We start from the raw sequence: 16,662 nt of genomic DNA, 5'->3' as shown, positions 1-16,662 counted from the left end.
TACTACCCAACCGTAATGACTACCCTGAGGTCATGGCAGACATCTTTACCGTGGTGGCGGACTCAGCGCGACGGGACATCTTGCGCATCCTCTTAGAGCGATACATTCCCTCCGGGGAAGTCCGTGGCGAACTGAGCGTGTCCGACATCGTCGGTCACCTCGGGCTGAGTCAGCCGACCGTGTCCAAGCACCTCAAGGTGTTGCGCGAAGCCGGCCTGGTCACCGTGCGTGAAGACGGACAGCACCGCTTCTACCGGCTGGAGTATTCGCCGCTTGAAGAGATCGAGGATTGGTTGATTCCGTTCCTCAGCGTCGACTTCGACCAGGCCGTCAAGGACGCCGATCACGAGGCCGATGCCGGTCTGAAAGACGAACAGCGGGCGTTCGCTTCGGCCATCGGCAAGGCCTTCGCCGACGCCTCGCAAATGTCGCATGTCGTCAAAGATGCCACCGCAAAAAAGTGGCGGAGAAACGTCTAAACCGACCCCGTTCGCCCGCTCGCGAAGCGCCCGATCCGGGTACTGAGTAGTTGGAGCCGGTTTTGTCCGATAGAATGGTATTTTCGTGTCAGTCGCTCCCGCGACTAAACCAATACTTGTGAGGTCCGTGTGGGTTCTGTAATTAAGAAGCGACGCAAGCGTATGGCGAAGAAGAAGCACCGCAAGCTGCTTCGCAAGACTCGCCACCAGCGTCGTAATAAGAAGTAGAACAACACTCAGCTGTTCTTCGAGCAAAGCGCTAGCCCTTCGGGACTGGCGCTTTTTGCTGTCCGGCGGCCGGGGTGCCGCGCCCGTCGGCCTAGGCTGGAACCATGCCTACCGCACACCTGACCCTGATCGGCAAGCCCGGTTGCCACCTCTGCGACGACGCACGCGACCTGGTCGGCAGCGTCGTGGCCAAGCTCGCCGACGACGCGGCGGCCCCCACGATCACGTTCGAGGAACGTTCCATTCTCGATGACGCCGCACTGCACGAGTTGTACCTGGAGGATATTCCGGTGCTCCTCATCAACGGCAAAGTGCACAACTACTGGCGCATCGATCCCGTGCGCCTGCGCACTGCCCTACTGGAGGTCTCATGACCATTCGTCACATCGTTTGCTGGAAGCTCAACGCCCTCACCCCGCGCAAGAAGGCCGATGATGCCGCCGGCATCGTGACCGGCCTCGAGGCCCTCGTGGGCGTCGTTCCCGAGATTCGTGCTTTGACGGTGGGCTCGGATGTTGTCGGTAACGAAAACTGGGACGTCGCGCTGATCGCCGATTTCGACGACCTCGCGGCCCTCGACCGCTACCAGAAGCACCCTGAGCACGAAAAGGTCGGCGCGTTCATTCGCACCGTCGTGGCGGACCGCCTGGCGGTGGACCTCGAGGTGTAAACCGCTCATCGAACCGTGAGTTTCGGCCCATTTTCCGCGAAGAACGGGCCCAAACTCACGGCTCGGCGACGCCCGGGCCGAGCCCGGGCCGGCCAGGCCTAGGGCTCCAGGCGAGTCGGGCCGCGGAAGAGGTAGGTGACCTCGCGAATCGACGCCTGGTGCAGCATGAGCATCAACACACGGGCCAGGCCCATGCCGAAGCCGCCGTGCGAAGGCACGCCGTAGCGGAAGAAGTCGAGGTAGCCCTCGATCTCCTGCGGGTCGAGACCCTTCTCAATCGCCTGCGCTTCGAGCACCTCAATGCGGTGCTCGCGCTGGGCACCGGTGGAGATTTCGGTGCCGTTGAAAATGAGGTCGTAGCTCTTGGTGATCGATGCGTCGCCCTCGTGCCGCATGTGGTAGAACGGACGGATGCTCGAGGCGTAGTCGGTGAGGAACACGAACTCGTGCCCGAACTTCTCGGCCACATAGGCGGCGATCTGGCGCTCACCCTCCGGGTCCATGTCGTCGTCGTCGCGCGGAACCTCGTAGCCGCGGCTCTTGACGATCTCCTTGGCCTCGGCCAGCGGGATGCGTGGGAACGGTGTGCTCGGAATGCTCACCTCAACCTCGAACAGGGCCATGACCTCGTCGCCGTGCTTGGCCTTGACCGCGGTGAACCCGGCGACCATGAGGTCTTCGTGCAGCTGCATGACGTCGTCGTGGCTGCTGATCCAGCTGATCTCGGAGTCGACGCTCGTGAACTCGGTGGCGTGACGGCTCGTGAACGAGGGGTCGGCGCGGAACGCCGGCCCGACCTCGAAGATCTTGCCGAAGCCGGCGGACTGGGCCATCTGTTTGAAGAACTGCGGGCTCTGCGCGAGATAGGCCTTGGTGTCGAAATAGCCCACTTCGAACAGTTCGGCGCGCGACTCGCTCGCACTCGCCATGAGCTTGGGGGTGTGCAGCTCGATGAAGTCGTGCTCGATCCAATACGTGCGCAGCGCGTGCTCGAACGTGGTCTGGATGCGGAAGATGAGGTTCTGCTTGGGGTTGCGCAGGTCGAGAAAGCGCCAGTCCATGCGCTTGTCGAGGCTCGAGTCGGGCGCGATCGGCGTCTCGGGAATCGCGGCGGACACCACAGAGAGGGTGGCCAGCTTGATTTCGATGCCGCCCAGCTTGACCCGTTCGTCGTGCTTGAGCGCTCCGGTGACGGTTACGAAGGTGCCCTGGGCGAGGCCCGAGATGCTCGTGGCCGGCTCGTCGGCGACGACGACGCCATCGGCATCCGTTGTCCGCGGATTGACCAGCTGCACGGCGCCGGATTCGTCGCGGAGCACAACGAATTGCACCTTCTTCTGGTCGCGCACCGTGTCGACCCAACCGGACACCGAAACGGTGCCGTCATCGAGAGCGGACAGGTTCTTGATCAATACGCGCGAAGTCACAGGTCGAGTTTAGCCGGAGCCGCCCGGGGGCCGCTCTCACGGCGGTTTCTAGGCTGGGGCCTCCGTAGACTGGTCAGGTGGTAGCTAGTCAAGTGCATCTCGTGCGTCACGGTGAGGTTTTCAACCCCGAACGCGTGCTCTACGGACGGCTGCCAAACTATGGGCTCTCTGAGCGAGGCGCACTCATGGCCGGAACGGCCGCAGAGGAACTGGTCGAGCGCGGTCGGGCAGTCGTGCGCGTCATTGCCTCACCTCTTCAGCGCGCGCAGGAGTCGGCCACTCCGATCGCCGCCGCCTTCGTGCTGTCGATCGACACCGACGAACGCATCATCGAACCGACCAACGCCTTCGAAGGCAAGCGGATGGGCGGCCCTGACGGCGCGTTGCGCGACCCCCGCAACTGGCCGGCCCTGATCAACCCCCTGAAGCCGAGCTGGGGCGAACCGTTCACGTCCGTCGCCACGCGCATGTTGGCGGCGATCGACGACGCCTGGAACTCGGTCACCGAGGGAGACGTCGTTCTGGTCAGCCACCAGCTGCCGATCTGGATGGTGCACCGGGCCCTCGCCCATGAACGCCTCGCCCATGACCCGCGCAAACGACGCTGCGACCTGTCGAGCATCACCACGCTTTCCTGGCATGGCGACCACTTCGCCGAAACCGCCTACGTCAGCCCGGCGCTGGCTCTTCTCGACCCGAGCAATGATGTGGGTGCCGTATGAACCGGATCAAACGCCGTCTCGCCCCTCTGCTGGCCGGGCTGGCCGCCGGCGCCCTCCTGCTCTCGGGCTGCTCCTCTGACCCGCTCGCAGATCAGTACCGGGAAGGCTCGAGCAAGGGCTTCATCGCCGGCGACGGCAGCGTCACCGAGATCGCCCTCGCCGACCGCGGCCAGGCCATCGAGTTTTCGGGCGTGACGGAGACGGGCGAGACGGTCACGAGCGCCGATACGCTCGGCGAAGTTCTCGTGGTCAACTTTTGGTACGCGAGCTGTGCGCCGTGCCGCGCCGAGGCATCCGATCTGCAGAGCATCAACGTGCAGTTCGAGAATAAGGGCGCGAGCTTTCTCGGCGTAAACGTGCGCGACCAGGCTCCGAACGCCATCGCCTTCAACGAGACCTACAGCGTGACCTACCCCTCGGTGCTTGACGTTGATACCGGAGCCATGCAGCTCGCGTTCAGCGGCAGTATTCCGCCGAACGCGGTGCCGACCACGCTCGTGCTCGACGCCGAGGGCCGGGTCGCGGCGCGCATTCTGGGCCAGGTCACCTCGCCATCAATTCTGAAAACCCTGATTCGCGACACAATCGCGGAGAAGGCCGAAGGCGCCATCGAGTGAACAATCCCTTCGGAGAGATCGTCTTCAGCGGCCAGCTGCTCTTCGCTATTCCCATCGCACTTCTCGCCGGGTTGGTGTCGTTCGCTTCCCCGTGCATCCTGCCGCTCGTACCCGGCTACCTCGCCTATATCGGCGGCTTCACCGACGGACGCACCGGCGCCTCCAATCGCGACCGGCGCGGGCGTAACCGGCTCCTGGCCGGGGTCGGCCTGTTCGTGCTCGGCTTCACAGTGGTGTTCGTGCTCACCGGCGTGGTCTTCGGCGCCGCCGGATTCTGGCTCAACGCCTACCGTGACCTGATCACCCGCATCGCCGGCGTCGTGGTCATTCTGCTCGGCCTGGTCTTCGTCGGCCAGTTCGGTGCCCTCCAACGCACCATCAAGACCAATTGGCGCCCCAGAATGGGCCTGGCCGGCGCCCCCCTGCTCGGTGCGGTGTTCGCGGTGGGCTGGACGCCGTGCACCGGGCCCACCCTCACCGCCATCAACTCGCTCAGCCTCGGCACCGGATCGCCCTGGCAGGGCGGTCTGCTCGCGCTGTTCTATTCCTTCGGCCTCGGAATTCCGTTCCTGGTGATCGCCCTCGGCCTCAACTGGGCCACCGGATCCGTCGCATTCCTGAAACGGCATATTCGTGCCATCAACCTGTTCGGCGGCGTTCTGCTCGTCGTCATCGGAGCACTCATGGTGAGCGGTATCTGGAACGCCTGGCTCCTCGATTTGCAAGGGGTGATTGGCAACTTTGTCCCGGCCATCTGACCACTACGATTCCCGCCCGCAGACGCCCCCGTCCGGTGTCGTGCAGCCCAAGCTCGGCCTGATCGGCTGGCTGCGATGGTTCTGGCGTCAACTCACGAGCATGCGAACCGCGCTGTTTTTGCTGCTGATGCTCGCCATCGCGGCCATCCCCGGATCGCTCGTGCCGCAACGCAGCTCCGACCCGAACGGGGTCAGCCAGTACTTCGCCGATCACCCCGACCTGGCGCCGACGCTGGATAAGCTGCAGGCCTTCGACGTCTACACCTCGGCCTGGTTCTCGGCGATCTACCTGCTGCTGTTCATCTCCCTCATCGGCTGCGTCATTCCGCGCACCAAACACCACTTCCAGGCCCTGCGTTCCAAGCCGCCGACCACACCGGTCCGCCTCGCCCGCCTGTCCGGCTTCACCGAGGGCGAGGCGCCCGCGCAAACGGATGCCTCTGCCGCCATCACGCACGCCAGCACCCTCCTGAAATCCAGCGGCTACCGCGTCGCTCGCTTTGATTCTGATACCGAATCATCCGTTTCGGCGGAGCGCGGCTACCTGCGCGAGACCGGCAACCTCATCTTTCACGGTGCCCTCGTCGGCATCTTGATCACCGTCGGTTTCGGCGGCGGCTACGGCTTTGCCGGCCAGCGCGTGCTGGTCGAAGGACAGACCTTTGTGAATACCCTGCTCGCCTACGACTCGTTCAGCCCGGGGCGTTTCTTCGATGACACCACCCTCGACCCGTACACGCTGAGCCTGGACGACTTCTCGGTCTCCTACGAACAACGGAACCTGCAGGCCTACGGCCAGCCGATCGACTTCACCGCCGACGTGACCGTCACCCCCAAGGGTGACGCTGCCGAGCCCGGCGTCGTGAAGGTGAACGGACCGTTGCGCACAAACGGCACGAGCATCTACCTGCTCGGCAATGGTTACGCGCCGACCATTAAGGTCACGGCCCCGGACGGCGCCGTCGTGTTCTCCGACTCGGTGCCGTTTCTGCCTCAGGACGCCAATCTCACCTCACTCGGTATCGTGAAGGTTCCCGACGGCCTGGCTGAACAGCTGGGCATGATCGGCTTCTTCTATCCGACCCAGGACAAAGCGGCGTCCGGCGCGAACTTCTCGAGCTATCCCGACCTCGAATACCCGCTGCTCACACTGAACGTCTACACCGGTGATCTCGGTCTGGATGCCGGCGTACCGACATCCGTTTATGCCCTCACCACCGACACCCTGACACAGCAGACCGGCGGCACAACCGGCGTCGACTCGATCGAGCTCAAGCCCGGCGAATCGGCCAAGCTGCCGGGCGACCTCGGCACCGTCAGCTTCGTCGACAATGACCCGGCCGCGTCGGCCGTCGGAGACTTCACGAAGTCGGTTCCACGATTTGCGAGCTTTGACATTCACCACGATCCGACACAGATCTGGCTCTTCGGCTTCGCCACGCTCGTATTGTTCGGCCTGTTCACCGGACTCCTCGTGCCACGCCGTCGACTCTGGGTGAAGGCCACGACCCGCCCCGACAAAACCGTGCACCTCGAATACGCCGGCCTTGCTCGCGGCGACGATGCCGCCCTCGAGTCTGCCGTCACGGCTCTGGCCGACCGTCACCTCAAACTGTTGAAAACCCACCAACCCGTCGTAGCCACCCCCGAATCGACGTAGGCTTACAGAGTGAATCTGACTGACTCCGCACTGCTAAATACGTACTCGCTCTACGCACTGTACTCAGCGATGGCCGTCTACGCCCTCGCCTTTATCGCTTTTGCTATCGACCTAGCCCGTCGTTCGAGTGCTGTCGACGCCATCCAGGCTGCCGACCTGATCGAAATGGATACTGCTCCCTCGGCCGGGTTCGAAGCATCGGCCGCTAGCACCCTCACACTGAAGCGGCCCGTGCTGTCGCGAATCAGCGCCCGCATCGACAACGATGCGGCCCTGCCGTACGGCCGGTCGTCCAGCCTGCGAGTCGGAGTCGCACTGACCGTGCTGGCCTGGGCGGTGCACCTCGCGGCCACGATCATGCGCGGTTTCGCGGCCGATCGGGTGCCGTGGGCGAACATGTACGAATTCGCCATGACCGGCACCTTGCTCATCATGACGGTGTTCCTGATCGTGCTGGTCCGTTCCGACCTGCGCTTTCTCGGCACCTTCGTCACTGGTCTCGTGCTCGTTCTGCTCGGGGTGGCCGCCCTGAAGTTTTACGTCGAGGTTGCCCCGCTGCCACCGGCACTGCAATCGGCTTGGCTGGTCATTCACGTATTCGTGGCCTCGCTGGCGACTGGAATGTTTGCGCTGGGCTTCGCGCTGTCGACCGTGCAGCTGCTGCAGTCCCGTAGAGAAAACAGTGAGCTCGACGACCCTGCAGGCGCCAGCGCGCCGCGCTCGGCCGTTGCATCCGCCCTGAGGTTGCGCTTCCTGGCCACCTTGCCGTCGTCGGCGACACTGGAGAACCTGGCCTACCGCATCAGCATCATCGGCTTCATTCTGTGGACTTTTACGCTCATGGCCGGCTCGATCTGGGCCGAACAAGCCTGGGGCCGCTACTGGGGCTGGGACACCAAAGAGGTGTGGACCTTCATTATCTGGGTCATCTACGCCGGTTACATCCACGCCCGCGCGACCCGCGGCTGGCGCGGCTCACGATCGGCCTGGCTCGCGATCATCGGGTTCTCTGCCGTCATGTTCAATTTCGGCGTCGTCAATGTGTTCTTCAAGGGCCTGCACGCCTACTCCGGCCTCTAACGGAGCGACTGCGCGGCCTGGAGGTCGCTGATAGGCGCTACTGCTCCGCGGCGACCAATGCATGCGTGCGCGCGAGTCGGGCGAGCCACCAGTCTCGGCGCTCCGGGCTGGCCGCGCGCTGGTGCAGCAGAGCCAAATCGGGCACGACCCGGCGCACGGGAACGGCACCGTTCACCGGCAGAAGTGGCTCGCTCGTCACATCGTCGGCGAGCAGCGAGGCGGTGCCGAGGCCGCAATCGAAGTACAGGCCCGGAACGGACGCCGCGAGGTGAGCGCCCATCGACAGCCCGACCGACGTATCAAGGGCGCTGGAGACCACGACCGGCAGACCGGTCTGGCCGATGATCGACAACGCGGCACGGATACCGCCGAGAGGTTGAGCCTTGATCACGAGAATGTCGGCGGCACCGGCCCGGGCCACGGCGAGCGGGTCGCCGCTCTTACGCACGCTCTCGTCGGCGGCAATCGGAACGCTCAGATAGGTGGTGCGGTGGCGAATCTCGGCGAGTTCGGGCACCGTCATGCACGGCTGTTCGACGTACTCGAGGTCGAACGCGCTCAACGCGTGAATGGCGTGTTCGGCCTCGTCGACGTTCCACAGACCGTTGGCATCGATACGAATGCGCCCCTCCGGGCCGAGTACACGACGCACCTCAGCGACCCGCGCGACGTCGTCGGCCAAGGTCTGCTCGGGGCCGGCCACCTTCACCTTGGCGGTGCGGCACCCGGGAAAACGTGCGAGCACCTCCGCCACCTTGTGTGCAGGCACGGCCGGCACCGTGGCGTTGACCGGAATGCTCGTGCGCAGCGCGTGCGGCGTACTCTGCCAGCCGAAGTCGATCGCGGCCCGCAGCCAGTTGGCGGCCTCGGCGTCGTCGTACTCGACGAACGGCGAGAACTCGGTCCAGCCTTCGGGGCCTTCCAGCACCAGTGCTTCCCGACTGTCCAAGCCGCGAAACCGGTCGAACAGTTTCAGGGAGACGACGTGCGCGGAACCGAGTAACTCATCCAGTGAGGGCATCATGGTTCCAGTGTGCCAGCCTCCGGCTGGGTAGACAGCCAGAGCCTGTGGCTAGTCCTGCTCATAGAGCTCGTCGGAGTTGCTACCGTGGTCGAAGCCGTTCGGCTTGACGTTGACCATGGCGACGGGAATGCCGGGCGCGATGAGCAGGTAGGCGTCTTCAAACCGGCCCTCACCGCTGTTCACCCGCAACCAGTAGGCGAGACCAGCGGCGAGGGCGCCGTCGATCTCCACCTGGATGGATTCAATGGAACGGCCGCCGAGTGAATAGGGTTTGCCGCCGTAGACGATGTCGACGCGGTTCATGGTTCGTCCTTCACGGAACTCGAATGTGCGGCCGGGAAGTAGGGTTCCGGAATGATCTGCAATCCGCCGGAGGAATTGGCCGCAGCCATGAGCGCCTCGATCCACTCGCGGTTCAGTTTGGGCGAGCGACTGCCGAAATACTTGTACGCAAGGGGAATACCCGGGTGTAGCCAGATCGTGCTGCGCCCGCCTCCGGCCTGCGGGTCGTCGCGCCACGTGAAGTAGAACGATTCCCCGCGCCGAAGCTTGGCGCCAATGACGACCTGAATGTGGGCCAGCACGCGATCGTCGAAGTCCGCAGTGAGAGTCGAGTCGTAGGTCAGCTTTCCCATTTCTCGCTCCTGCTCGCGTGCAATCGGTCGGCGTTCAGTCCCTCAGGTAGTGTTCCAGCCGCGGCACGTGCAGCAGCGCCAGGGCTCGCTTCTCGATTTGACGCACTCGCTCCCGGGTCACTCCTTCAATGTGGGCGATCTGGTCGAGGGTGCGTGGCTCGTTGCCGTCGAGGCCGAACCGGGCCCGCAGAATGGAACGTTCCCGAGGCGGCAGCGTGTCGAGAAAAAAGCGGATATCCGCTGCCCGCAGGGTCAGCGTGGCGTGCTCATCGGGCTGGGGAAGGTCATCGTCGATGATGAGTTCCGCCATGTCGCCGGCGCCGTCGCCGACCGGGGTGTGCAGGGAGATCGGCTCGTTGTCGTATTGCAGCAGCCGCAGAACATCGCGCACCGGAAGCTGGGCCGCTTCGCCGATCTCGCGCGCCGTGGGATCGCGGTCGAGCACGCTGGTCAGGTCGCGTCGGATGCGTTTGATCTTGTTCAGCTTCTCGGCGGTGTGCACCGGGATGCGGATCATGCGTGACTTGTCGGCCATGCCACGGTGGATGGCTTGCCGAATCCACCAGGTCGCATAGGTGGAGAACTTGTACCCGGTCATGAAGTCGTACTTCTCGACGGCGCGCACCAACCCCATATTGCCGTCCTGCACGAGGTCCATGATTGGCACTCCGCGGCCGGAATAGTGCTTGGCAATGCTCACGACCAAACGCAGGTTGGCCTCGATGAACTGGTTCTTGGCGCGGCGCCCGTCGTGCACGAGCCAGGCCAGCTCGCGCTCGTCGACCGGATCGCGCACGGTGGCGCTTCCATCTTGAAGCAGTCGAGCCTCAGCGAAGAGCCCCACTTCGATGCGGCGAGCCAGATCGACCTCTTGCTCGGCGTTGAGCAGGCTCCCCATGCCGATACGGCGCAAGTAGTCGCCGAAGGCATCCGTCGAAGCGGCGTTGTAATTGCCCGGTGACGTGGTGCGGCGAGGTGACGACGTTGTAGTGCGGGACTCTTGAACGGTGGTCGTCATGGTTACGTGCCCCCGCAGTGGTTGCTGATGCCGTGTGTGATTTTCATGGCGACCTCCCCATACTTTTCAAGTCATTAGTACACCCCCGAATGGGGTGGATGGCAAGGGATTGACTTCTTGCTCGGTTCACAGTACATGAGGTTATTTCGACTTCCAACCCTTGATATTACGAGTTTGCGACGCTGCAAAACGGCCTCTCGCTCCGCGTAGGCTGACGGCATGAGCGAACAGGTATCCGAAATCTTCGATGCGAGCCAGTGGAAGGCCGTTGCGGGCTTTGAGTACCTCGATGACCTCACCTACCATCACGATGTGACGGGCAGAATTGCCCGGATCGCGTTCGATCGACCCGAGGTGCGTAACGCCTTTCGACCCCGCACGGTCGACGAGCTGTTTGCGGCCCTCGAAGACGCCCGCACCAACTCGAAGATCGGTGTGGTGCTACTCACCGGAAACGGTCCGAGCGCCAAGGACGGCGGCTGGGCGTTCTGCTCCGGCGGCGACCAACGTATTCGCGGCCGCGACGGCTACAAATACGCCGAGGGTGAGACAGCAGCAGGCATCGACCGTGGCCGCGCCGGGCGCTTGCATATTTTGGAAGTGCAGCGGCTCATCCGTTTCATGCCCAAAGTGGTCATCGCCGTTATTCCCGGCTGGGCGGCCGGCGGCGGGCACTCGCTGCACGTCGTGTGCGACCTGAGCATTGCGAGCGCCGAACACGGCAAATTCAAGCAAACGGATGCCGACGTCGGGTCGTTTGACGCGGGGTACGGCAGCGCCTACTTCGCCCGCCAGGTCGGCCAGAAGGCCGCCCGGGAAGTGTTCTTCCTGGCGCGGGAGTATTCGGCCCAGCGCGCCCTCGAGATGGGCGCGATCAACGCGGTCGTGCCGCACGCTGAGCTGGAAACGGTCGCGCTGGAGTGGGCTCGAGAGATTCTGACCAAGTCGCCCACCGCTATTCGCATGCTCAAGTTCGCCTTCAACGCCGTCGACGACGGTCTGGTTGGCCAGCAGGTGTTCGCTGGGGAGGCGACTCGTTTGGCCTACGGTACCGATGAGGCCGTCGAGGGCCGCGATTCCTTTCTGGAGAAACGCGAACCCGACTGGTCCCCGTACCCGTGGCAGTACTGACTCGTGCCGCGCAGGGGTGAGTTGTGAGGCCGCTGCGGGTGCTCGTGCCGGGGCATCCGCTCGACTTTCTTGCCGCAGTGCGCGACGCGCTCGCGGGCAGTGGGCCCGCCCTGCTGCCCGTGCTGGCCGGCGCAGCGGAGCCGCTCGTCGGTGACGTGCCGAAGCGCGTCGCCGTTGTGATCGAAACGTCGGGGTCCGCTGGGGTGCCCAAACGGGTCATGCTCGCGACCAACGCCTTACTGGCCGGTGCTGCGGCATCGACGGTTGCCCTCGGCGGGGCTGGACAATGGCTGCTCGCCCTGCCCGTGCACTACATCGCCGGGGTGCAAGTGCTCGTGCGTTCCATCGCCGCCGAGACCAGCCCGCTCGTGCTGCCGCCGGGTCATTTCGACCCGCAGAATTTTCGGCGGCTGGCCGAGACCATGACCGAGCCGCTGCGTTACACCGCGCTCGTTCCGGTGCAGCTCGCCCGGTTGATTGACGCAGCGGATGACCCGGCCCTGTTGGCCGTGCTGCGCCGCTTCACCGCTATTTTGGTCGGCGGGCAGGCGATTCGAGGCGAACTCATCGCTCGGGCGGAAGCCCTCAACGTGCGGGTCGTGCGCACCTACGGGTCGTCGGAGACCGCCGGCGGCTGCGTCTACAACGGTGTTCCGATCGGTGACACCCTCGTGCGCGTCGTCGATGGGCAGCTGGAGCTGTCGGGTTCCGTGCTCGCCGAGGGCTACCTCGACGATGAAGCGCGCACCGCTGACCGCTTTCTGGTGGAGCACGGTGTGCGCTGGTATCGCACCGGCGACCTCGGTGAGGTCGACCCGCACAGTGGTCGGGTCACGGTGCTCGGACGGGCCGACAACGTAATCATTTCGGGTGGGGAGAAGGTATCGCTCGATGCCGTCGAAGACATCGTGCGGTCCCATCCGGGGTTCGAACAGGCCGTCGTGATCGGCGGCGACGACGAGAAGTGGGGAAAGGTGCCGGTCGTCGTGGTGGCCGGGGGAGAAGGTGCGGAGGTGGATCTGATGGCATCCATTGTGGCAATGCTCGGGCGTGCGGCGAGGCCCGCGCGTGTCGTTCGCGTTGCAGAGATTCCGCTGCTGACCTCGGGCAAGCCCGACCGCGCAGCGCTGGCCAGTAACATGGGGGCGTGGCACAAGGAGCTCGGCCGACCAGGCCCAAACAACAACGATTGAACCCCGCTGCGAAGCTGGCTGGTGTTGATCTGAGCAGCAAGACCAGCGGCAACGGTAAGTCCGGGCATCCGGCCTTCAAGAACGGCCCACCCCGCAAGGGACCAGCCAAGGTCAAACCGGCCACGGCCTCCGACTGGGTGTCCGGCGCACGCCTGCGCACCCTGCCGCTCGCTGTCGCGCCCGTGCTGCTCGGCACGGGTGCGGCCATCGTTGCGAGCGGTCCCGGCGTCTACCATCCGGTGCGCGCGCTCCTCGCGCTCGCCGTGGCGCTGTTGCTGCAGATCGGCGTCAACTACGCCAACGACTACTCCGACGGCATTCGCGGCACCGATGCCTTTCGCGTCGGCCCGGCCCGGCTCACCGGCGGCGGTGTCGCCAACCCGCGCACTGTGCTGCGCGTTGCCCTCGTCTTCTTCGGCCTCGCCGCCATGGCCGGCCTGACGCTCGTTATCCTGACCCAGTACTGGTGGTTGCTGCTCGTTGGCGTGGTCGCCCTCGCCGCAGCGTGGTTCTACACCGGTGGCAAGAAGCCCTACGGCTACCTGGGCCTCGGTGAAGTGTTCGTGTTCGTGTTCTTCGGCCCCGTGGCTACCGCCGGCACGACCTACGTACAGGTCGGCGATTTCACGACCGAGAGTGTGTTCGGCGGTGTCGCCCTGGGGCTGATCGCCAGCGCCGTACTCATGGTCAACAACCTGCGCGACATCGTGCCCGATAAGGCCGCCGGTAAGCGCACCCTTTCGGTACGCATCGGCAGCACGGCATCCCGGGTCGTGTTCTGCGTCTTTCTGCTGGTGCCGTTTGTGATCACCGGCTTCTTCAGCGTGTTCTATCCGCTGGGAATCTTTACGTTCTTCGTGCTACTGCTGGCCCTGCCAGCCTGCCTCATCACGATCACCGCGACGTCGGCAAAGGAACTCATCCTCGCCCTCAAGTTGACGAGCCTGGCGGCGCTGGCTTACGGCCTGCTACTGGGACTTGCTTTCGCGTTCTGAGTTGGTCTGCCTGTCAGCTGCACTCTGCCTGTCAACTGCACTCTGCCTGTCAACTGCATCAAGCGCCGAGTCCTCGATCGCGGAATCGGGGTTCACCGGCTCCTTGTCGGGGTGCCGCGCTTTGTAGAGGCCGCGGGCGACACTCTCGCGTGACTTGCCGAGTAGGAGGTACGACAGGCACAGCCCAACCAGGGCAGCGATGACAGCAGATGCCCACGGCCAGAATCCCAGGGACAGCAGAATCGCCAGCGGAACGGCAAACATCAACACGCGCAGAACGGAGTAGTACAGCCAAGGAGGCAGGAATTTCATGAATCTAGCTTAGGATGCACCGGCTGGTGATCTGCACATGTCTCTCACGGTCAAGCGGCTTACAATCTAGGTATGCCCAAGCTCTTGATCGGACTAGGACTGGCCCTGGTCATCCTCACCGTCTACACCCTCGTGGACTGTGCCGTGTTCGACCGCAAACGTATTCGCGGATTGCCGCGCTGGGTCTGGATTTTCGTCATCGTTCTGGTGCCGTTAATCGGCCCGCTGCTCTGGCTGCTCGTCGGCCACGGCCGTGCCGCCCCCACTACCCGGTCGTATCGATCGGTCGCCCCAGATGACGATCTTGATTTTCTGCGTAGTCTCAGAGGCGACGGCAGCGTGAAGTCCGGCAGCGGCGAGAACCGGCCGTTCAACGAGAAAGATCAGCAGGAACGCATTCGTCGGATGGAGCAGGACCTCGCGGACCTCGACAAGAACGATCCGACACCGGGTGAGGCGACGAAGAAGAAGAAGAACGAACCGGGCGAGGGCGAACAGCCTGGCCGTCGGGATGCCTGAGCGGTCGACCAGCAACCGAAGCAGCCCGGCGACCGATTTCAGCATAGCCCTCCTGAACGAATTCGTTCGGCTCGGGGTGCGCGACCTGGTTCTGTGCCCCGGAGCACGTTCGCAGGCCCTCGCGTTGGCGGCGGCCGAGTTGGAACGGGTCGGCAGCATCCGCTTGCACGTGCGCACCGACGAACGGAGCGCCGGATTTCTCAGCGTCGGTCTCGCCCTCGAAACCGGCCTTCCCGCCCTCGTCGCGGTGACCTCGGGAACCGCCGTCGCCAACCTGCACCCTGCCGTTCTCGAAGCGCACCACGCCGGGGTGCCCATGATTCTGCTGACCGCCGACCGCCCGGCCGAGCTGCGCGGTATCCGCTCGAACCAGACCACCGTGCAGTCCGGCCTGTTCGGGGTCGCCACTCGACTGTGCCTCGACGTTCCGGCACCGGTCGGCGAACCCGACGAGGTCAGCACCGCCGTGGCGCTGGCCCGTCAGGCGATGGATGCCGCGACCGGCGTGTTCACCACTGCTCCCGGCCCGGCACAACTCAACCTGGCATTTCGCGAGCCGCTGTCGGCTGCGCTGCCTGCAGGGTCCTCCTTCGCGACACCTGCTATCCGTGTTGCCCCGGCCACGTCAACAGATGGGCCGGCCATGCTGCTCGCGCCGGGACCGCGCACGGTCGTCGTCGCCGGTGATGGCGCCGGGCCCGCAGCCGAAGAACTGGCGCATGCCGGTGGCTGGCCGCTGCTGGCCGAGGTGTCCAGTGGCGCTCGATTCGGCCCCAACCTGATCGTGCACTACCGGGAGCTACTCTCTGCGGTCGACCTCGGCGGCCAGGTCGAACGGGTAATCGTGTTCGGCCACCCCACCCTCAGCCGGGAGATTCCGGCCCTCATCAAGCGAGACGGGGTGGAAACCATCGTGGTCGCCCCGACCGGACTCGAATGGTACAACCCGGGCCACACCGCGCGCGGCTTCACCCGCTCGATCGGAGCGGATGCTTCGTGCGCGCTGGCAGCCCGCACGCCGGCCGGGCGAGCGTGGCTGGGCCGCTGGATCATGACCAGCCGGGCGCTAGCCGAGGCGGCGGCCGACGAAGGTCGGGTGCCGATAGATAAACGCGGCATCACCCGCGCCGAATTGGCCGCGTTGCGCGCGCCGCTGACCCGGGCACTGCTCGTCGACGCCGTCTGGCGGGCGTCGTGGCCGCACGACCGGCTCGTGCTCGGCGCCTCCCGGCTCATTCGCGAGGCCGACAAACGGGTTCCCGGCAAGAAGATCCCCGTGCTGGCTAATCGAGGCCTGGCCGGAATCGACGGCACCATCGCCACCGCGCTCGGTGTGGCCCTGGCCAGCCAGGCTGAACCGGAGCCGCGCTCGGTCGGTGTGACCCGGGTTCTGATGGGCGACCTGACCTTTCTGCACGACGTCGGTTCGCTGCTGATCGCCCCCGGCGAACCCCAACCCCGACTACAGGTCATCGTCGGAGTCGACGGTGGCGGCAGCATCTTCGACGGCCTCGAGGTTGCGGCGACGGCTCCGGCCGAGGCGATGGAGCGGGTGCTCTACACCCCGCGCAGCGTGGACCTCAAGGCGCTCGCCGCTGCCTATGGCTGGGACTACGAGATGGCCGCCACCCGCAGCGACCTCGAACGCGCCCTCACCGGCGCCCCTACCCGTCCCGCCATCCTCGAGGTTCCGCTCGTTCGCTAGCTTCGCCACGGCCCGTTTCAGCAGCGACTCTTTCACCAGCGCCGGTCGCAGACAGTAACTGAATCACGGCAAATCACGAAATTCAGGCGGATCAGGCGTTCTAGGTGCGCCAGTGGGGTTTTGGGCTGGGGGTGTTGGCGCGGTGGCTGTGGGCGGGTCGCCAGGTTTGGGTGGGGTCCCAGAGGAGGGGGCCGAGGAGTTGGGGTCTTCCGTTGGTTGTGCGGATTTTCCAGCCGTTGCTGTTGATGGTGTGGTGGTGGTACCAGCAGAGCAGGGTGCCGTTGTCGATGTTGGTGGGGCCGCCGTGTTGCCAGGGGATGATGTGGTGGATTTCGCACCAGCGGGCGGGGATGGTGCAGCCGGGGATGATGCAGCCTTCGTCGCGGGCGGCGATGGCCGCGCGTTGCTTCGGGCTGAAGCAGCGGCTTTTGTCGCCGAGGTAGAGCGCGTCGCCGTTTTCACCGACGAGGACGTGTTGGGTGCCGCCGG

General features: G+C 64.8%; 21 protein-coding genes. 14 read left to right on the top strand and 7 right to left on the bottom strand.

Annotated elements, in window-relative coordinates; all coding sequences use genetic code 11:
* The first annotated feature begins 32 nt into the window (after window positions 1-32).
* From LH475_RS03875 to LH475_RS03860, 4 genes are all read left to right on the top strand, one after another.
* Window positions 33-479 carry a metalloregulator ArsR/SmtB family transcription factor gene (locus LH475_RS03875; RefSeq protein ID WP_297412907.1) on the top strand — a complete coding sequence of 149 codons (447 nt, stop codon included), beginning with the start codon at window positions 33-35 and terminating at the stop codon, window positions 477-479.
* A 129-nt stretch (window positions 480-608) separates the two neighbouring features.
* Window positions 609-707 carry an AURKAIP1/COX24 domain-containing protein gene (locus LH475_RS03870; protein WP_003792170.1) on the top strand — a complete coding sequence of 33 codons (99 nt, stop codon included), beginning with the start codon at window positions 609-611 and terminating at the stop codon, window positions 705-707.
* 104 nt (window positions 708-811) lie between these two features.
* Window positions 812-1,081, top strand: a complete 270-nt coding sequence (locus tag LH475_RS03865) for a glutaredoxin family protein (RefSeq protein WP_196842791.1) — start codon at window positions 812-814, stop codon at window positions 1,079-1,081.
* The gene (locus LH475_RS03860; RefSeq protein ID WP_196842790.1) at window positions 1,078-1,377 is read left to right on the top strand and encodes a Dabb family protein; all 300 of its coding nucleotides are present in this window, start codon (window positions 1,078-1,080) and stop codon (window positions 1,375-1,377) included. Before LH475_RS03865 ends, LH475_RS03860 begins: the two co-directional genes overlap by 4 nt.
* Before the next feature lie 98 nt (window positions 1,378-1,475).
* Here the strand turns inward: LH475_RS03860 and aspS are convergent, their stop codons facing one another.
* Window positions 1,476-2,804 carry an aspartate--tRNA(Asn) ligase gene (gene aspS / locus LH475_RS03855; protein WP_196842789.1) on the bottom strand — a complete coding sequence of 443 codons (1,329 nt, stop codon included), beginning with the start codon at window positions 2,802-2,804 and terminating at the stop codon, window positions 1,476-1,478.
* A gap of 77 nt (window positions 2,805-2,881) precedes the next feature.
* On the opposite strand from aspS, the gene LH475_RS03850 reads away from it, so the two are divergent.
* The 5 genes from LH475_RS03850 (at window position 2,882) to ccsB (ending at window position 7,641) form a co-directional block, all read left to right on the top strand.
* Window positions 2,882-3,526, top strand: coding sequence for a histidine phosphatase family protein (locus LH475_RS03850; protein WP_196842788.1), 645 nt, complete (start codon window positions 2,882-2,884; stop codon window positions 3,524-3,526).
* A complete protein-coding gene (locus LH475_RS03845; protein WP_196842787.1) occupies window positions 3,523-4,143 on the top strand; it encodes a TlpA disulfide reductase family protein in 621 nt (206 codons plus the stop codon). Before LH475_RS03850 ends, LH475_RS03845 begins: the two co-directional genes overlap by 4 nt.
* Window positions 4,140-4,901, top strand: a complete 762-nt coding sequence (locus LH475_RS03840) for a cytochrome c biogenesis protein CcdA (protein WP_196842786.1) — start codon at window positions 4,140-4,142, stop codon at window positions 4,899-4,901. The genes LH475_RS03845 and LH475_RS03840 overlap by 4 nt, the downstream gene beginning before the upstream one ends.
* Window positions 4,885-6,561, top strand: coding sequence for a cytochrome c biogenesis protein ResB (locus tag LH475_RS03835; RefSeq protein ID WP_196842785.1), 1,677 nt, complete (start codon window positions 4,885-4,887; stop codon window positions 6,559-6,561). The genes LH475_RS03840 and LH475_RS03835 overlap by 17 nt, the downstream gene beginning before the upstream one ends.
* A gap of 69 nt (window positions 6,562-6,630) precedes the next feature.
* Window positions 6,631-7,641: a c-type cytochrome biogenesis protein CcsB gene (ccsB, locus tag LH475_RS03830; RefSeq protein WP_196843032.1), complete on the top strand. Its 1,011-nt coding sequence runs from the start codon at window positions 6,631-6,633 to the stop codon at window positions 7,639-7,641.
* Window positions 7,642-7,678: 37 nt separating this feature from the next.
* On the opposite strand, the gene LH475_RS03825 is transcribed toward ccsB, so the two are convergent.
* From LH475_RS03825 to LH475_RS03810, 4 genes are read right to left on the bottom strand one after another with little or no spacing between them, the layout of a single operon-like run.
* Window positions 7,679-8,665, bottom strand: coding sequence for an o-succinylbenzoate synthase (locus tag LH475_RS03825; RefSeq protein WP_196842784.1), 987 nt, complete (start codon window positions 8,663-8,665; stop codon window positions 7,679-7,681).
* 48 nt (window positions 8,666-8,713) lie between these two features.
* Complete coding sequence (locus LH475_RS03820) at window positions 8,714-8,968, bottom strand: hypothetical protein (protein ID WP_196842783.1); 255 nt, start codon at window positions 8,966-8,968, stop codon at window positions 8,714-8,716.
* On the bottom strand, window positions 8,965-9,300 hold the full coding sequence (locus LH475_RS03815) for an ATP-dependent DNA ligase (RefSeq protein ID WP_196842782.1): 336 nt from the start codon (window positions 9,298-9,300) through the stop codon (window positions 8,965-8,967). Before LH475_RS03815 ends, LH475_RS03820 begins: the two co-directional genes overlap by 4 nt.
* A gap of 34 nt (window positions 9,301-9,334) precedes the next feature.
* Complete coding sequence (locus tag LH475_RS03810) at window positions 9,335-10,318, bottom strand: sigma-70 family RNA polymerase sigma factor (protein ID WP_196842781.1); 984 nt, start codon at window positions 10,316-10,318, stop codon at window positions 9,335-9,337.
* Between the two features lie 219 nt (window positions 10,319-10,537).
* Here LH475_RS03810 and LH475_RS03805 point away from each other — a divergent pair, with 219 nt between their 5' ends.
* From LH475_RS03805 to LH475_RS03795, 3 genes are all read left to right on the top strand, one after another.
* Window positions 10,538-11,449 carry a 1,4-dihydroxy-2-naphthoyl-CoA synthase gene (locus tag LH475_RS03805; protein ID WP_196842780.1) on the top strand — a complete coding sequence of 304 codons (912 nt, stop codon included), beginning with the start codon at window positions 10,538-10,540 and terminating at the stop codon, window positions 11,447-11,449.
* 23 nt (window positions 11,450-11,472) lie between these two features.
* Window positions 11,473-12,642 (top strand): AMP-binding protein, encoded by a 1,170-nt coding sequence (locus tag LH475_RS03800; RefSeq protein ID WP_297412906.1) that lies wholly within the window; start codon window positions 11,473-11,475, stop codon window positions 12,640-12,642.
* Window positions 12,643-12,779: 137 nt separating this feature from the next.
* Window positions 12,780-13,637, top strand: a complete 858-nt coding sequence (locus LH475_RS03795; protein ID WP_297412949.1) for a 1,4-dihydroxy-2-naphthoate polyprenyltransferase — start codon at window positions 12,780-12,782, stop codon at window positions 13,635-13,637.
* Here the strand turns inward: LH475_RS03795 and LH475_RS03790 are convergent.
* A complete protein-coding gene (locus LH475_RS03790; RefSeq protein WP_196842779.1) occupies window positions 13,611-13,949 on the bottom strand; it encodes a DUF4229 domain-containing protein in 339 nt (112 codons plus the stop codon). The genes LH475_RS03795 and LH475_RS03790 overlap by 27 nt on opposite strands.
* 72 nt (window positions 13,950-14,021) lie before the next feature.
* Here LH475_RS03790 and LH475_RS03785 point away from each other — a divergent pair, with 72 nt between their 5' ends.
* Complete coding sequence (locus LH475_RS03785) at window positions 14,022-14,468, top strand: PLD nuclease N-terminal domain-containing protein (RefSeq protein ID WP_196842778.1); 447 nt, start codon at window positions 14,022-14,024, stop codon at window positions 14,466-14,468.
* Window positions 14,461-16,173, top strand: a complete 1,713-nt coding sequence (menD, locus tag LH475_RS03780; RefSeq protein WP_196842777.1) for a 2-succinyl-5-enolpyruvyl-6-hydroxy-3-cyclohexene-1-carboxylic-acid synthase — start codon at window positions 14,461-14,463, stop codon at window positions 16,171-16,173. Before LH475_RS03785 ends, menD begins: the two co-directional genes overlap by 8 nt.
* 100 nt (window positions 16,174-16,273) lie before the next feature.
* Here the strand turns inward: menD and LH475_RS03775 are convergent.
* Window positions 16,274-16,662 (bottom strand): HNH endonuclease signature motif containing protein (locus tag LH475_RS03775; RefSeq protein WP_297412905.1); only part of this gene is annotated, 389 nt, incomplete at its 5' end.

It is taken from the genome of Cryobacterium sp., from assembly GCF_026786305.1.
Classification (GTDB): Bacteria; Actinomycetota; Actinomycetes; order Actinomycetales; family Microbacteriaceae; genus Cryobacterium.
The sequence above is the reverse complement of the archived record's forward strand: the minus strand, read 5'-3'. Positions and strand labels throughout refer to the sequence as shown.

What these genes read in the sequence shown, in the direction of transcription:
- LH475_RS03810 (WP_196842781.1), bottom strand. Translation starts at nt 10,318, where the DNA reads ATGACGACCACCGTTCAAGAGTCCCGCACTACAACGTCGTCACCTCGC.
- LH475_RS03860 (WP_196842790.1), top strand. Translation starts at nt 1,078, where the DNA reads ATGACCATTCGTCACATCGTTTGCTGGAAGCTCAACGCCCTCACCCCG.
- ccsB (WP_196843032.1), top strand. Translation starts at nt 6,631, where the DNA reads ATGGCCGTCTACGCCCTCGCCTTTATCGCTTTTGCTATCGACCTAGCC.
- LH475_RS03865 (WP_196842791.1), top strand. Translation starts at nt 812, where the DNA reads ATGCCTACCGCACACCTGACCCTGATCGGCAAGCCCGGTTGCCACCTC.
- LH475_RS03825 (WP_196842784.1), bottom strand. Translation starts at nt 8,665, where the DNA reads ATGATGCCCTCACTGGATGAGTTACTCGGTTCCGCGCACGTCGTCTCC.
- LH475_RS03875 (WP_297412907.1), top strand. Translation starts at nt 33, where the DNA reads ATGGCAGACATCTTTACCGTGGTGGCGGACTCAGCGCGACGGGACATC.
- LH475_RS03815 (WP_196842782.1), bottom strand. Translation starts at nt 9,300, where the DNA reads ATGGGAAAGCTGACCTACGACTCGACTCTCACTGCGGACTTCGACGAT.
- LH475_RS03845 (WP_196842787.1), top strand. Translation starts at nt 3,523, where the DNA reads ATGAACCGGATCAAACGCCGTCTCGCCCCTCTGCTGGCCGGGCTGGCC.
- LH475_RS03790 (WP_196842779.1), bottom strand. Translation starts at nt 13,949, where the DNA reads ATGAAATTCCTGCCTCCTTGGCTGTACTACTCCGTTCTGCGCGTGTTG.
- LH475_RS03785 (WP_196842778.1), top strand. Translation starts at nt 14,022, where the DNA reads ATGCCCAAGCTCTTGATCGGACTAGGACTGGCCCTGGTCATCCTCACC.
- LH475_RS03820 (WP_196842783.1), bottom strand. Translation starts at nt 8,968, where the DNA reads ATGAACCGCGTCGACATCGTCTACGGCGGCAAACCCTATTCACTCGGC.
- menD (WP_196842777.1), top strand. Translation starts at nt 14,461, where the DNA reads ATGCCTGAGCGGTCGACCAGCAACCGAAGCAGCCCGGCGACCGATTTC.
- LH475_RS03805 (WP_196842780.1), top strand. Translation starts at nt 10,538, where the DNA reads ATGAGCGAACAGGTATCCGAAATCTTCGATGCGAGCCAGTGGAAGGCC.